The following is a 13,875-nucleotide window of genomic DNA, read 5'->3' on the forward strand; positions in this document are numbered from 1 at the left end:
CTTGAAATGCGCACGGAAGCATCCCAGAACGGCCGTGAAGTGACCACCTACACCGCCGAAAACCTGCCAGATCCGGCCATCTGACGCTTGGTCGTGATTGATCATGCACGTACCTGCGCATATTCCAGCACGCCAGAACACAGTCGAGCCAGACACCGACAGACAACGGCAGGCACGCGGAACGGCGGGTCGCCACACCCTCTCGGGTGGGACGGCCCGCCGTTCGGACAGGACAACTCACACTGCGGACAGCCCGGACAGCCCGGACGACTCAGACGGCGATGACCGTGACGCCGGCCTCGGTGAAGCGGGCCGCCACCTCAGGCGTGATGCCCTTGTCGGTGACCAGGAAGTCGACCAGCCCCAGGTCGAAGACCCGGGCGAAGGCCCGCTTGCCGATCTTCGAGGAGTCGGCCGCCACCACCACCCGCTGGGCCTGCTGGGCGAGCAGCCGGTTGATGCTGGCCTCGCCCTCGTGGTGGACGTACGCACCGCGTTCGGTGTCGATGGCGTTGACGCCCAGTACGGCGACGTCCAGCGTGATCTCGCCCAGGACCCCGCTGGCCAGCGGGCCCGTCAGCTCGTACGACTGCGGCCTGGCCACCCCGCCGGTCACCACGATCTTGATCTGCGGCCGGATCACCAGCTCGTTGGCGATGTTGAGCGCGTTGGTGACCACCGTCAGGGTCGGCTGGCCGGCCACCCCCGCGGCGCCGTCCCCCACCAGGTCGGAGCGTACGGCGAGCGAGCGGGCCACCTCGGTGATGGTCGTGCCGCCGGTCAGCCCCACCACCTCGCCGACCGCGACCAGTTCGGCGACGGCACGGCCGATGGCCTGCTTCTCCGGGGCGTTGCGCGCCGTCTTGTAGCGCAGCGCCAGCTCGTAGCTGACACCGTGCGCGACCGCGCCGCCCCGCGTGCGGGTGAGCAGCTGCTGCTCGGCGAGCTGGTCCAGATCGCGGCGGATGGTCGCGGCCGAGACATCCAGTGTCCTGGCGGCGTCCTCGACGTCCACCCGGCCATGCTTACCGACGAGCTCCAGCAGTGCGTTCCACCGGGAATCCCTGGACACGTGAACTCTCCTTACAGGTCCGGGCTGCGGACACCCATCCCCTTGGGCGCGGTCACCGGACTCGCGCAAGCGTCGCACAAGGCTCCGGCGAGTCAAGTCACTTGCAAGAAGAATGCTTGATAATGCTTGCACATCCCGTATACCGTGCGTTAACGAGCATCCCATCACCAGTACGGAGTGCAAAAGTGTCATTTGTCGAGATCGAGACAGCCAGCCAGCCGGACTGCTGGCGCCGTGCCGCGGACCTGGCGCAGAGCCAGGCTGCCGCGCTGCCCGCGACCGGCGAGCGCATCGCCGTGGTCGGCTGCGGCACCTCGTTCTACATGGCTCAGGCGTACGCCTCGCTCCGTGAGGAGTCCGGGCAGGGCGAGTCCGATGCCTTCGCCGCCTCCGAGTTCCCGTTCGGCCGCCGCTACGACCGGGTCGTCGCCCTCACCCGCTCCGGCACCACGACCGAGGTGCTCGAACTCCTCGACCGGCTGCGCGGGGTGACCCCGACGGTGGCCATCACCGCCGACCCGGAGACCCCGGTGATGACGTCCGCGGACGCGGTCGTGGTCCTCGACTTCGCCGACGAGCAGTCCGTCGTGCAGACCCGGTTCGCCACCACGCTGCTGACGCTGCTCCGCGCCCACCTCGGTCTGCACACCGACGCCGTGGTCCGCGACGCGGAGACCGCGCTCGCCGAGCCGCTGCCCGAAGGACTGCTGGACTGCACCCAGTTCACCTTCCTCGGCCGCGGCTGGACGGCCGGTCTCGCCAACGAGGCCGCGCTGAAGATGAAGGAGGCCTCGCTGTCCTGGACGGAGGCGTACGCCGCGATGGAGTACCGCCACGGCCCCATCAGCATCGCCACCACGGGCACCGCGACCTGGATGTTCGGCACCGCCCCCGAGGGCCTGCGGGAGCAGGTCCTGGCGACCGGCGCCCACTGGGTCGAGAGCGGGCTCGACCCGCTGGCCGAGCTGGTCCGCGTCCAGCGCCTGGCCGTCGCCCGCGCCACCGCCCGCGGCCTGGACCCGGACAGCCCGCGCCACCTGACGCGTTCCGTGGTGCTGGCCGACGCCTGAGCCCGCGGCGGACACCGTCGGGAGCAGCGTGCACACCGCATCGGTGTCCCGAGGAGCCGGCCGCCCTCGCCGGGCGGCCGGCTTCCCCGTGCTCAACGCCCTTCGCGGCGCGGGCACGGCCGGGTCAGCTGCCGGTCAGGACTCCTCGAAGTAGGCGTCCAGGACCGCGTCGAAGCCTTCCGTCCACTCCTTGAGGCTGCTCCTGGCAGCCGCCTCGACCTCCGCGTTGAACCAACGCTTGGTCGACATATGGACCGTGATCGTGAACCGGCGGCCGAACCGGGCCGGCTTCAGTTCCACCGCGCCGATCTCGTCCCAGCGGAAGTCGGCCTCCTGGTCGTCCAGCGTGAACCGGATGCCGTCACGGTCCGCGGTGATCGAGCCGCGGCGGTCGCTCACCTCGAACGCGGGACCGTCCCCGTCCTTGCTCTCGTTCTCCTCCTCGTCGTCCGCCGCCTCGGCGACGGCCTCGCCGTCGGGCTCCGCGTCCTCGGACACGGCCTCCGCTGCGGCATCGTCGGGCACGGCATCGTCGGACACGACGTCCTCGGGTGCCGGCTCCTCGGTCCGCTCCGGCTCCTCGTCCGCCTTTCCGGTGGCTCGGGGGGCCGTGAGACCAGGGATGTACGCCGGGTCTGTCCCTGCGGCGTACGCGGGCTGAGTGTTCGGATCTATGCGCTGCTCCACGGCGGGCAGTATGGCCGACGAACCTGTACGGGGCCAGTGAGCCCGTGTTCACCCGCCCTCGCTCGTGCCTGCGGACGGTGACGGGGGCGTGAACGTGGACGCGAACGTGGACGTGGCGGAACGGGGCGGGGCGGGGCGGGGCGGACCCGCCGGCCCGGTCCGGTTCCGCCCCGCCACCGCCCACCGCCCATCACCCACTGCCCGTCAGATGCCGGCTGTCAGGCGTCAGGCGTCAGGCGTCGGGCGTCAACCTTCGGTGCAGGCCTCGCCCCCCAGAGCGAACGCGGTCGGGTTGCCGTTGCCGCCCGACAGGGTGCCGGTGAAGCCGAAGCCCGCCGATTCACCGGCCGCCACCTTGCCGTTCCACGAGACGTTGGCAGCCGTCGCCCTCGCCCCGTCCTGACCGGAGACCGCGTTCCACATCTGGGTGATCCGCTGGCCGCCCGGGAAGGTCCAGCCGAGCTGCCAGCCGTCCAGGGCCGTGCTCCCGGTGTTGGTGAGCGTCACATCGGCCTGGAAGCCGTCGGCCCACTGGGTGGTGACCTCGTACGTCACCGAGCAGGCCGCGCCCTCCGGCGGATTCCCCGGGTCGGTACCGGGGTCGGTGCCCGGGTCCGTACCGTCGCCGTCCGAGGAGTCCCCGTACATGATTCCGCGCCCGTTGGTCGAGACGTACACCCGCCCGTAGACCCTCGGGTCGCCGGTGATGGCCGCGCCGATCCAACCCCACTGGTGCGCTTCGTCGTTGATCCGGGTCCAGCTGGTCCCCGCGTCCGTGGAGCGGAAGACGCCGCGTACCCCGCCGATCTTCGCCGTGATGAAGAGCGTCTGGTACGAGGCGCCCGCGGCTGCCTTGCCGAAGCCGACGGAGTCCGCTTGCTCGACCCCGGACAGCTTGGTGAACGTCGCCCCCGAGTCGGTGGAGTGCCACAGCCCGTAGGCCCCGGTCGCGCTGCCGCCCGCGAGCCACACGTCGCCCTCGGTGCCCGGCACCGCCTTGAAGCGGACGTTGCCCTCGGCGGGCAGGCCGCTCGACGCCTTCGCGGTGAACGTGGCGCCGCCGTCCGTCGAGACGTAGAAGGTTCCGGCCGCGTACCCGTAGAACTTCTTCGGGTTCTTCCGGTCGGACTCGACCGCCGCCCCAGCCGGTATCCCGGTGGACGCCGACCACGAACTCCCGTACCCGGTGGTGTGCTGCACGCCCGCGCCCTCCGGGCTCCACACGAAGCCGCTCGCGTCGGCCGCCGCTGCCACCGTGCCGCCGCCGGTCACCCCTGAGGGCTCGGAACCCTGGAACCAGTTGGCCCCGTTGTCCGTGGAGAAGCCGATGTGCGGGGCGGCGTCCGCGTCCCCGACCCGTACGACGGTGCCGGGGCTCGTCTCCGCGAAGTCCAGGCTCGTGGTCGAGGTGAGGTTCGGCGAGGTGAACATCATGTCGGGCACGGCGTCGAGATCGGTGTGCCGGAAGCCCCCGACGTCACCGAGCGCGCTGAGCAGCGGGGCTCCCGAGGGCGGGCTCGCCAGGTCGTTGACGGCCGTCTCCTCCAGCCCCTTCACCATCGGGGTGATCCTGAACCGGCTGCCGGAGTCCCAGTTCTTGAGGTTCTCGGTGCCGTAGATCGTCGCGCCGGTCCCATACATCATCCGGTTGGAGTCGAACGGGTCGATCTCCAGTGCCTCCGTCATCCAGCCCAGCTTGGGCGTGGTCTCCGGCGGCGCCGGACTGGCGCCCCAGGTGAGCCAGGGCACGGAGGAGACGTCCTGGGTGAAGCGGTTGGTGCGGTCCGGGTAACTGCTGTAGTCCCAGGCCTGAGTCCAGGTCGCCCCGCTGTCCGTGGAGCGGAAGATCTGCGTGTCCGGCCACCAGGAGCTGTACGCGGTGGCCATCAGGGTGCCGGGCTGCTGCCGGTCCACGGTCAGCCCGCTGAATCCGTAGTACGTGTCGGCCTCGGCGACCGGACTGACGTCCTTCCACTCACCGGTCGCCGTGGCGTACCGCCAGATCCGGCCCTTGCCGCCGTCGTAGGGGCCGCCGGTGTCGCTCAGCGTCAGATACAGATAGCCGCCCGAGGAGTCGAGCACGCCCTTGTGGGCCAGGTATCCGGTCGGCTGACCGGCGATGCGCGACCAGGTGGCCCCGCCGTCGGTGGAGCGGTAGACGGTGTTGTCCTTGTCGGCCACCCCGACGTAGATGTCCTGGGTCGCGCTGCCCGCGCTGCCGGTGCGCTCGTCGAAGGTCACCCAGACGACGCCCTGGTTGTCGTTGCCGTATCCGCTGGTGTCGGAGGGGTCCTGGGAGTAGTTGCCGGGGTTCGGGAAGGCCGTCACCTCCGACCAGGTCACGCCCGAATCGGTGGACCGCCACAGCCCGTTGCCGCTGGGCGCGCCCAGGTACAGCACGGAGTTCTTGTTCGGATCGACGGCGAGGCGCTCCCCCATGCCGCGGCCCGGCATGTTGCCGCCGAGCTTGAACGGGAGCGTGCTCGCCTTCCAGCCGGCACCCCGGTCCGAGGAACGCAGGACGGCGCCGTTGGTCGGGTCCCAGCTGTTGGTGTACGTCCCCACGGCCGCGTACACGTTGTCCGGGTCGGCCGAGTCGGAGGCCAGGCTCACCACCCCGGACCAGCCCCAGCGGTCCCAGTCCACCCAGTCGAGCAGTGGCGTCCACTGCTTGCCCGACTGGTCCCAGCGGTAGGCGCCGCCGATGTCGGTGCGCGCGTAGGCGAGGTTCTTCTCCGACCGGTTGAAGACGATTCCGGGCACGAAGCCGCCACCGTCGATGCGCACGTTCTTCCAGTCGTATGTGTCCGCGGCCAGGGACACATCGGATGCTTCGGCGGCGTGGGCGACTTCGGCCGGGCGTGCCGATGCCGGAGCGCCGGCGGCGAACAACCCGGCGGTGAGAGTGAGTGCCGCCAACAGGGCGGCCAGGGGTCTGGCGCTTGAGCGCACGGAAACGTCCTCTCCGAACGAGACCGCCGACAACGGCGGTACAGGGCGGGTACGGATGTGGGAGCGCTCCCATTCGCGTCCTGATGGTAGCGGCGCGAACTCGCCGGGAGAAGGGTGGTACGCGGGGTTCATCGGATGACTTGGCGACGCAGCGGTTCCCGGCACGGCCGAGGCCTAACGACGTGCGGTCTCACGGACCTTGAGGGGGCTGGTGGATGCGGCGCAGCTCCAGCGGGGCCGGCGGCGGCAAGGGGGTCGCGCGGTCGGCCCGGAAGGACTGGAGCAGGTAGCCGGTCAGCCGCCGGGACGCGACCGCCGAGATCTCCGGGGACTCTCCGCCGACACCGTTGTTCGCCAGCAGCAGGAGCGTGACGTCGCTGGGGTCGAAGTCGGCGCGGAGCTGCCCCGACTCCTGGGCGCGCCGGACCAGTTGGACGATGCCCTCCTCGGCGCAGGCGCGCCGGCCGCCGAAGTCGACGGCGTCGGGGAACCGGGAGAGGAACGCGGCCGTGAAGCCCCGGTCGGTGGCCTGCATCGCGCACACCTTCTCGATGAGGGAGCAGAAGCCGCGCCAGGGATCGGGATCCCGCAGCGCCTCGTCGAGGGCCGTGACGCACAGGGCGAGTTGCTCGGAGAACGCCTCCGTGACGAGTGCGTCCCGGGTGGGGAAGCGTCGGTAGAGGGTGGCGACCCCGACGCCGGCCCGGCGGGCGATCGCGGTGACGGGCACGTCGATGCCGTGGGCGGCATAGGCCTCCCGGGCGGCTTCGAGGATGCGGTCACGGTTGTGCCTGGCATCGGCCCGCAGCCCGGCCGACGATGCGGACGGCATCGATTCAGCGGCAGGTGCGGGGCGCTTCCGAGAGGGCTGAGCAGACATGTCTCTCACTTTACGGTAAGTGGAAGGGGCCATCCACTTAGGCTGCTAGCTTGAGGAGAAGGAAGCGGAAATGGCTGTTCCGCTCACGGCTCCCGAGACAGAGCAGGACGAGAACTTGAACGAGATGCGCGCGGTCCTCTACGACCGGTACGGCCCCCCGGAGGTGCTGTACGTGGGCCAGGTACCCGTGCCGGACATCAAGCCCGACGAGGTGCTGGTCCGCGTCCACGCGGTCGGGGTCAACGGCGGTGAGCTGTACGGCCGGGCCGGGAAGGTACGGCCGGTGACGGGGCGCCGCTTCCCCAAGCGCACCGGGATCGACTTCGCGGGCGAGGTCGCCGCCCTGGGCCCGTCGGCGGCCGGGGTGCGGGTGGGTGAGCGGGTATGGGGCGTTCTGCCGCGACGGCTGGGCAGTGCGGCGGAGTATGTCGCCGTCCCCCCGCGGAACATCTCGCCCGCCCCGGAGAACCTGACGCCCGAACAAGCCGTCTCCCTGCTGGCCGGCGGGACGACGAGCCTGACCGCCCTGACCGTCAAGTCCGGCCTCCGGCCCGGTGAACGGCTTCTGGTGCGCGGCGGGAGCGGCGGGGTCGGCAGCGTCGCGGTACAGATCGGCAAGGTGCTCGGCGCCCATGTCACCGCTCTCGCGGGTGCGAAGAACCTCGACTTCGTCCGCGGCCTGGGCGCCGACGAGGCCTTCGACTACCGGACGACCGGCCCCGCCGAACTGGGCGCCTTCGATGTCGTCCTGGACACGGTCGGCACCGAGCAGCGCGCCTACCGGCGGCTCCTGGCTCCGGGCGGGCGCATGGTGGCCGTGGCCTTCGACATCGAGCACCTGCTCCCCTCCCTCTCCTACCTCCTCGCCTCGGCCGTCCACGGCTCCCGGCGGGTGCGCTTCTTCAGCGGCAACCCGCACACCGAGCTGCTCGCCCGGGTGGCCCGGTACGCGGAGGACGGCGCGATCCGCCCCGTCGTGGACACCGTCCACCCCCTCGCGGACGTCGCGGTCGCGCACCGGGCGCTTGAGGACGGCGGCGTGCACGGCAAGCACGTCATCCGGATCGGGCCGGCGGATCGGTAGCCACTGAGCCTTTTCCAACCGCACGCTGACGCGTGGTGAAGGACGAGGACGGCCTGGACGATCGTTGTGACGCGGTTGGTGCTGCAGCGGAGTTTCTGTATGCGGCGCCAGGTCTTCATTGCCGTGACGCTTGTGTTTACCCGAGTAGTACGGGGTGTCGGCGGCGATCCGGTCGATCGGCGGCAGGGCACCGTCCAGGATCACGAACGGGGAGTTGACGAAGGGGTGGGGTTCATGCGCGGGAGCGGGACAGAGCCGCTGTCTTGCGGGAATCGCAGAAGGCGAACGCGAACGGCCCCAGCACCGCGGCGCCCGCACTCGCGGCGAGCGCCGCGCCGGGCCGGAACCATACCGGGAGTTCGGCGAACAGATCGCCGGCGGTGAACACCAAGCCGATGAGCGTCACCGTGGTCAGCAGGATGCCTCCCACCGTGACGAGCGCACTGCACTGAGCGAGAAGCCTCCATGCCCGTGCGCGTCCCGCCCCGGGGCCCTCGGGACGAAACGGTTCCAGGGCCCTCCTGACCTCGACCGGCCACCGGACGACAAGCACGTCGTCCATGTCGTCGGGGTCGTGGGTGTTGTGTCGGAGTCCGACGGCCTGTCCGACCAGGCCGCGTCCACGGCCGGGTACCGACAGCGGGCAGGTCACCCTCCGGCGGAGAACGCCGTGTCCCGACACGTCGGCGCTGATGATGAGCGTGTCGGGGCCTTGTACCTCGCTGGGGCCGTCTTCGATCGAGTCCTCGATCACGCCGACGGCCAGATGCCCTTCGGCGAATGGTTCCTCTGTTGGGCGGGCCGGTTTGCCGGGGCGTCCGAAGGTCATCGACGGTTCTCCGTCCTGTCGTCGGGGCATCCGTCGAAGAGCACGTCGTGTTCGTCGTCGGGGTCGGATGTGTTGTGGCGGAAGCGGAGCGCCCGTCGGGCCCAGCGCCCGTCGGGCCCAGCGCCCGTCCGGCCCCGACGAGTCTCCCAGACTCTCTGCGCTCCGGCAGGCGCATGATCACGCCACATTCGCGTCCGCGCCGGAGAACCCATCGAACAGAACGTCGTGCACGTCGTCAGGATCGAGGGTGTTGTGACGGAAGCGGATCGGTCCTCCGAGCCGCCGACGAGGGTTGTTTCCGTCCCGGTACACCTTCCGGCGCAGGACGACTCCGTCGGGCAGCTCTGCGCTGACCCTCAACTCGTACGACGCAGGGTCGTCGCCGCCGCCGGGGCACTCGATCACCCTGTCGACGCGGCCTGTCGACACATACCCGTCCGCGAAGCATGCCTCGAGGCGCTTATCACTGCTTATGGCCATGAGGATGCCTCCGCCGAGCGGCACCCCGGCGGCAGTGCCCCACAGCCACCAGTACACGTCCGTGCGATCGATGCCGGCAACGTCGAACCAGATCGCCAACGCGAGTGTGGCGAACGGAGCGAGGAGGAGCAGCGGGATACTGGCCAGCACCGCCATCACGCCGATCGTCTCCATCCGCGACCACCGTCGGATGCGCTTTCGGGTCTCGGGCGTGTCCGTCTTCGACATCCAGTCCGCGGTCTGGTCATCAGCGTTGTGGATCCACTGGCCAAGCCACTTCATCGTCCCCTCCTTCGCGCTGCCCTCCGGGGGCTCGGGGACGAGCGCCCGTCGGTGCGCCTCGAGTACTGGGCCGCCGACAATCCCATCAGGATGCCCTTCCGCAGCCGTCACCTCAAGCGGTAGCAGCGCCACCACAACAGCACACGCCACGATTCGGTGCCCCGGCGGGCGCGGGGCAGGCTGCGCCCGAGCGGCGCCCTGGGCCGTGGCGGTGTTACTCGCAGAACACCTGCACCTTTCCGCTGGGGTCGTCGACATCGACGGTGACCTCGTCGAGGTGCTCGATGAGGTCCTCGAGGTGCTGCGGCTTGAGTTCGGTGAGGTCGATCGGTACCCCTGACCTGTTCAGCTCCGCGTTGACCTTGGTGAGCGCCTGCGGCGGGAGGAGGCTCGCGATCCGGACCCCTGCGCGCAGCAGCTGCAGCGGGATCTGAATGTTGACCCGGCTCGGCCCGTCGCCGCCGCCGTCCTCCGAGTTCACCACCAGACGCAGGTACTTGGGCCGCGACTTCGGGCGGGGCGCGGCCCCCTGCAAGGTCTCGGGCTGTTGGCGTTCGAGAGCGTCGATCAGCCGCTCGGCCTCGTCGGCGGTGACCTTGCCGTCGGCCAGCATCTGCAGGATCTGGCGGCGTTGCTCGTTCATCATCGTTCTCCCCTTCTGATTCATCTGACGCTTATCAGCACGGCCGTCGGGCCCTGCTCCATCTCGAACCGGGTGCCGGGCAGGGCCCACAGGAGTCGCCAGGCAGTGCACAGCGCGCCCACCGGACTCACCCGGAAGACGAGGCAGGCGACCAGTCCGGCCGACACGGCGAGCAGCAGCAGAGGTGACAGCACAACGGCCAGCGGCAGGACGGGGGCGTACAGCCGTCGCCGACGGCCGTCGGAACGGCGGTAGCGCACCGTCACCAACTGCGGGATCACCGGGGCCTCTCCAGCTCGGCCAGCGCCTCCTCGGCGCTGATCTCACCCCGCTGCAGACGGTCAACGACGTCGGCGCCGGCGGGCGCCGGGTCGGTGTCGACGAAATCGAGGGCTTCGGCGATCCGCTTCAGCCGGGACTTGATCGTCGGGTAGCTCACCCCGAAGATCCGCTCCATCTCCTTGATCGAACCGTGCGACCGCACGAACGCGGCAACGAACACCTGGTCGTCGACGCCGAGCTGCGCCAGCTGCGGGGGCTCGAACTGCCCCTCGACCGCGACGCCGTTGTCCGCGAGCCGGACCCGCTCGACCACGAACGGCCGCCCCTGCGTCAGGTCCGTCAGTTCCTGCCAGTCCACCCTCGGCTCCCCACACTCAGTGATGCGCTCACGTTCATTTTTACATTGAGTTTTTTTAAGTCGTCAATGAACAAAGCTTAAGTTCTTTGACTTGAGCTTCAAATACTTCAAGTATGCATCCAGCGGAGCGCGACACGCCGGCGCTTCGGTCGCGGACCGCCGTTCGAGGGACGTCCGGACGGCGCGCTCGACGCCCTTTCGGGAACATTTCGGACACATGGGGGCGTCGGGCGGGGAGAACGAGTCGAGCGAGGGGTGAGACGACGACGCTCCCGGAAGGGGCGGGCATGCGTTGGCCCGCCGGCTGACGAGGCCCTTCGTCGACTGGGGTCGTGTGGTCAACGGCCTGGGCCAGCGGGTTCATCGACCGCCGTTGTTCGAGCAGCCGGACGCAGCTCAGCGCCCGTTCGGCCGGGTGGATCCGGTCACGGATCGCCCCGGCGGCCCGGAGGGGCTCACTTGCTCCACGGCCGGCCCTCGGCCCTGGCCGCGATGCGTCAGTACCAGTTGGCCGTGAGGGGCGGATCGCACAGTTCGAGGACCACCTCACCCGCCTCGGAGGTCGTGCCGTCGACGGGCCGGACCCGGTCGCCGACACTCACGAGGTGGGGTGCCGCGCCCACGATCCGGCACCGGTACACGAAGCCTTCGGGGAAGCGGACCAGGGACTCGTTCCGCATGACCCGCGAGTAGCGGTTCACCACACTGGACCGCACGACGACGCCGTGACCATCGCTGCGTTCGGGTTCGAGGTCGCTCGACGCGCAGGCGGGACACAGCAGTTTACGGAAGGAGGCGGTGCCGCACCATCGGCACACCTGGTAGACCAGCCCCGCCACGGTGTGGGGCTCCGCCGCGTCGCCGGCCGTCCGCCCCACATCGGTTCCGGTACTGAACACGTCTCGGCCTCCCGCGCTCGACTCGGTGCGCCGCACCTACGGCGACGGGCACACCGGCACCGTATGGCACTTAGTGCCAGCACGTAAAGGTACTGAGTACCGAAAGTTGCCTCCGACCGGCGGCTCGATCCCTCCGGCGGCTCGATCCTTCCGGCGGCTCGATCCTTCCGGCGGCTCAATCCTTGCCGAGAGCCGATTCAATGCGCTGCACCACGCGCCACATGGGGGCGCCCTTCGCCGCGACCATCACGATCACCTCGTCCTCGCGGGCGCTCACGGCAGGTGGCCCGGCCGCCCGGCCCCACACCGTGCGTACGAGTTCGAGCGCCCGGTCCACCTCGGCCCCGGCATCACCCTCACCGCCCGAACGCAGCCAGGACCGGAGACCGTTGTTGTGCGCCGCGACCACCGAGGCGGCGATCACCTCGGCACGGAGCGCGGCGTCCCGGGTGCCGGCGCCGCGCCGCTCCAGATACCCGGCGAGGGTCCGCTCGTAGCGGCGCACGACGGAGAGTTCGTAGGTACGCAGACCGGGCACCTCCCGGGTGAGCCGGTAACGCTGCACGGAGAACTCCGGGTTCACGGCGTACATCCGCAGCACGAGCCGGGCCGCGTCGCACACCGTGTCCACCGGATCGCCGTCACCGGCGGCCTCCAGGAACTCGGTCATGTCCGCGAGGCAACGCTCGTGATCGGGGAAGACCGCGTCCTCCTTCGACGGGAAGTAGCGGAAGAACGAACGCCGCCCCACTCCCGCCCTGGCGACGATGTCGTCCACCGTGGTCCGCTCGAACCCGCGCTCCATGAAGAGCCCGAAGGCCGCCTCGGCAAGCACGTCACGCATCGGCGGCTTCTTGGCTGGTCCACGGTCCTCAGTCATGGCGGAAACGTAGCACCAGAAGCGGATATCCGGCACTTGGTACCTTTACTCAGGGTACTGAGTGCCATAGGGTCGGCATACGAACCGCATCAGTGAGGAGAGCCGGCGTGAGCTTGAGGATCGTTGTCTGTGTGAAGTACGTGCCCGACGCGACCGGTGACCGGCATTTCGCCGATGACCTGACGTTGGATCGTGAGGATGTCGACGGTCTGTTGTCGGAGCTGGATGAGTACGCGGTCGAGCAGGCGTTGCAGATCGCGGGCGAGGTGGATGGTGCGGAGGTCACCGTGTTGACGGTGGGTCCGGAGGATGCCAAGGACGCGTTGCGCAAGGCGTTGTCGATGGGTGCGGACAAGGCTGTTCACGTCGAGGACGATGATCTGCACGGTACGGATGCGGTCGGTACGTCGTTGGTGCTGGCGAAGGCGGTCGAGAAGACGGGTTATGACCTGGTGATCTCGGGGATGGCGTCGACGGACGGCACGATGGGTGTGGTTCCGGCGTTGCTGGCGGAGCGGCTGGGTGTGCCGCAGGTGACGTTGCTGTCCGAGGTGAGGGTCGAGGGTGGTGTGGTGACGGGGCGTCGGGATGGTGACGCGGCGTCGGAGTGGCTGGAGGCGTCGTTGCCGGCGGTGGTGTCGGTGACCGATCAGTCGGGTGAGGCGCGTTACCCGTCGTTCAAGGGGATCATGGCGGCGAAAAAGAAGCCGGTGGTGTCGCTGGATCTGGATGATCTGGGGATCGGGGCGGACGAGGTGGGTCTGGCGGGTGCGTGGTCGGTGGTGGATTCGGCGGCGCAGCGTCCGGCGCGTACGGCGGGCACGATCGTGAAGGACGAGGGTGAGGGCGGTAGGGCGTTGGCTGAGTTCCTGGCCGGTCAGAAGTTCATCTGATCCCGTTCGTTTCCTGGTTCCTGGTTGTTCCGTTTCGATCTGTAGGAGATTGAAGTTCCATGGCTGAAGTTCTTGTTTTTGTCGATCATGTGGATGGTGCGGTCGGTAAGCCGACGTTGGAGTTGTTGACGTTGGCGCGTCGGATCGGTGAGCCGGTCGCGGTGGCGTTGGGTGTGGGTGCGGGTGGGACGGCTGGTGTGCTGGCCGGGCATGGTGCGGTGCGGGTGCTGACGTCGGAGGCGTCGGAGTACGCGGATTATCTGGTGGTGCCGAAGGTGGATGCGCTGGAGGCGGCGTGTGGGGTGGTGTCGCCGGTGGCGGTGCTGGTGGCGTCGTCGGCGGAGGGCAAGGAGATCGCTGCGCGGCTGGCGTTGCGGATCGGTTCGGGGATCATTACGGACGCGACTGATCTGGAGGCGGGTGAGGGGGGTCCGGTGGTGACGCAGTCGGCTTTCGCGGCGTCGTTCACGACGAGGTCGCGTGTTTCGAGGGGTACGCCGGTGATCACGGTGAAGCCGAACTCGGCGCCGGTGGAGCCGGTTTCGGGTGCGGGTGTGGTGGAGGTGCTGGAGGTGTCGTTCTCG

Annotated in this window: 14 protein-coding genes and 2 pseudogenes; 4 read left to right on the forward strand and 12 right to left on the reverse strand. The window is 69.5% G+C overall.

What is annotated here, in order from left to right; translation table 11 throughout:
• Positions 1-271: 271 nt before the first annotated feature.
• Complete coding sequence (locus tag AB0I52_RS24365) at positions 272-1,072, reverse strand: DeoR/GlpR family DNA-binding transcription regulator (RefSeq protein ID WP_363075857.1); 801 nt, start codon at positions 1,070-1,072, stop codon at positions 272-274.
• A 185-nt stretch (positions 1,073-1,257) separates the two neighbouring features.
• Here AB0I52_RS24365 and AB0I52_RS24370 point away from each other — a divergent pair, with 185 nt between their 5' ends.
• Positions 1,258-2,142, forward strand: coding sequence for an SIS domain-containing protein (locus AB0I52_RS24370; RefSeq protein ID WP_363075859.1), 885 nt, complete (start codon positions 1,258-1,260; stop codon positions 2,140-2,142).
• A 135-nt stretch (positions 2,143-2,277) separates the two neighbouring features.
• Here AB0I52_RS24370 and AB0I52_RS24375 read toward each other — a convergent pair whose 3' ends face one another.
• The 3 genes from AB0I52_RS24375 to AB0I52_RS24385 all read right to left on the reverse strand — a co-directional run bounded on the left by AB0I52_RS24375 (position 2,278) and on the right by AB0I52_RS24385 (position 6,661).
• On the reverse strand, positions 2,278-2,829 hold the full coding sequence (locus tag AB0I52_RS24375) for a hypothetical protein (RefSeq protein ID WP_363075861.1): 552 nt from the start codon (positions 2,827-2,829) through the stop codon (positions 2,278-2,280).
• A gap of 246 nt (positions 2,830-3,075) precedes the next feature.
• Positions 3,076-5,781 carry a cellulose binding domain-containing protein gene (locus tag AB0I52_RS24380; protein WP_363075863.1) on the reverse strand — a complete coding sequence of 902 codons (2,706 nt, stop codon included), beginning with the start codon at positions 5,779-5,781 and terminating at the stop codon, positions 3,076-3,078.
• Between the two features lie 190 nt (positions 5,782-5,971).
• Positions 5,972-6,661, reverse strand: a complete 690-nt coding sequence (locus AB0I52_RS24385; RefSeq protein ID WP_363075865.1) for a helix-turn-helix domain-containing protein — start codon at positions 6,659-6,661, stop codon at positions 5,972-5,974.
• Positions 6,662-6,731: 70 nt separating this feature from the next.
• Between AB0I52_RS24385 and AB0I52_RS24390 the strand changes: the two genes are divergently transcribed.
• On the forward strand, positions 6,732-7,745 hold the full coding sequence (locus tag AB0I52_RS24390) for an NAD(P)-dependent alcohol dehydrogenase (RefSeq protein WP_363075867.1): 1,014 nt from the start codon (positions 6,732-6,734) through the stop codon (positions 7,743-7,745).
• A gap of 120 nt (positions 7,746-7,865) precedes the next feature.
• On the opposite strand, the pseudogene AB0I52_RS24395 reads toward AB0I52_RS24390, so the two are convergent.
• The 8 genes and pseudogenes from AB0I52_RS24395 to AB0I52_RS24430 form a co-directional block, all read right to left on the reverse strand.
• A pseudogene (locus AB0I52_RS24395) lies at positions 7,866-7,949 on the reverse strand (IS5/IS1182 family transposase); the annotation flags it as partial.
• Between the two features lie 28 nt (positions 7,950-7,977).
• On the reverse strand, positions 7,978-8,574 hold the full coding sequence (locus AB0I52_RS24400) for a hypothetical protein (RefSeq protein ID WP_362962710.1): 597 nt from the start codon (positions 8,572-8,574) through the stop codon (positions 7,978-7,980).
• A gap of 177 nt (positions 8,575-8,751) precedes the next feature.
• A complete protein-coding gene (locus tag AB0I52_RS24405; RefSeq protein WP_363075869.1) occupies positions 8,752-9,468 on the reverse strand; it encodes a hypothetical protein in 717 nt (238 codons plus the stop codon).
• 82 nt (positions 9,469-9,550) lie between these two features.
• The gene (locus AB0I52_RS24410) at positions 9,551-9,982 is read right to left on the reverse strand and encodes a hypothetical protein (RefSeq protein WP_362962706.1); all 432 of its coding nucleotides are present in this window, start codon (positions 9,980-9,982) and stop codon (positions 9,551-9,553) included.
• Between the two features lie 17 nt (positions 9,983-9,999).
• Entirely contained in the window at positions 10,000-10,260 is a 261-nt protein-coding gene (locus AB0I52_RS24415; protein WP_362962704.1) for a hypothetical protein, read from the reverse strand.
• A complete protein-coding gene (locus AB0I52_RS24420; RefSeq protein WP_362962702.1) occupies positions 10,257-10,619 on the reverse strand; it encodes a DUF2089 domain-containing protein in 363 nt (120 codons plus the stop codon). The genes AB0I52_RS24415 and AB0I52_RS24420 overlap by 4 nt, the downstream gene beginning before the upstream one ends.
• A 497-nt stretch (positions 10,620-11,116) precedes the next feature.
• Positions 11,117-11,518 carry a zinc ribbon domain-containing protein gene (locus AB0I52_RS24425; protein ID WP_362962700.1) on the reverse strand — a complete coding sequence of 134 codons (402 nt, stop codon included), beginning with the start codon at positions 11,516-11,518 and terminating at the stop codon, positions 11,117-11,119.
• A 175-nt stretch (positions 11,519-11,693) separates the two neighbouring features.
• Positions 11,694-12,398, reverse strand: coding sequence for a TetR family transcriptional regulator (locus AB0I52_RS24430; protein WP_363075872.1), 705 nt, complete (start codon positions 12,396-12,398; stop codon positions 11,694-11,696).
• Positions 12,399-12,505: 107 nt separating this feature from the next.
• Between AB0I52_RS24430 and AB0I52_RS24435 the strand changes: the two genes are divergently transcribed.
• Together AB0I52_RS24435 and AB0I52_RS24440 are read left to right on the forward strand one after the other, a co-directional pair.
• Positions 12,506-13,291: an electron transfer flavoprotein subunit beta/FixA family protein gene (locus tag AB0I52_RS24435; RefSeq protein WP_363075874.1), complete on the forward strand. Its 786-nt coding sequence runs from the start codon at positions 12,506-12,508 to the stop codon at positions 13,289-13,291.
• 59 nt (positions 13,292-13,350) lie between these two features.
• Positions 13,351-13,875: pseudogene (locus tag AB0I52_RS24440) on the forward strand (electron transfer flavoprotein subunit alpha/FixB family protein); the annotation flags it as partial.

Source organism: Streptomyces sp. NPDC050423, assembly GCF_040655445.1.
GTDB lineage: Bacteria > Actinomycetota > Actinomycetes > Streptomycetales > Streptomycetaceae > Streptomyces.

Bases quoted from the DNA above. Each gene is read 5' to 3' on its own strand.
- AB0I52_RS24385 (WP_363075865.1), bottom strand. From the start codon at position 6,661: ATGTCTGCTCAGCCCTCTCGGAAGCGCCCCGCACCTGCCGCTGAATCG.
- AB0I52_RS24390 (WP_363075867.1), top strand. From the start codon at position 6,732: ATGGCTGTTCCGCTCACGGCTCCCGAGACAGAGCAGGACGAGAACTTG.
- AB0I52_RS24400 (WP_362962710.1), bottom strand. From the start codon at position 8,574: ATGACCTTCGGACGCCCCGGCAAACCGGCCCGCCCAACAGAGGAACCA.
- AB0I52_RS24410 (WP_362962706.1), bottom strand. From the start codon at position 9,982: ATGATGAACGAGCAACGCCGCCAGATCCTGCAGATGCTGGCCGACGGC.
- AB0I52_RS24430 (WP_363075872.1), bottom strand. From the start codon at position 12,398: ATGACTGAGGACCGTGGACCAGCCAAGAAGCCGCCGATGCGTGACGTG.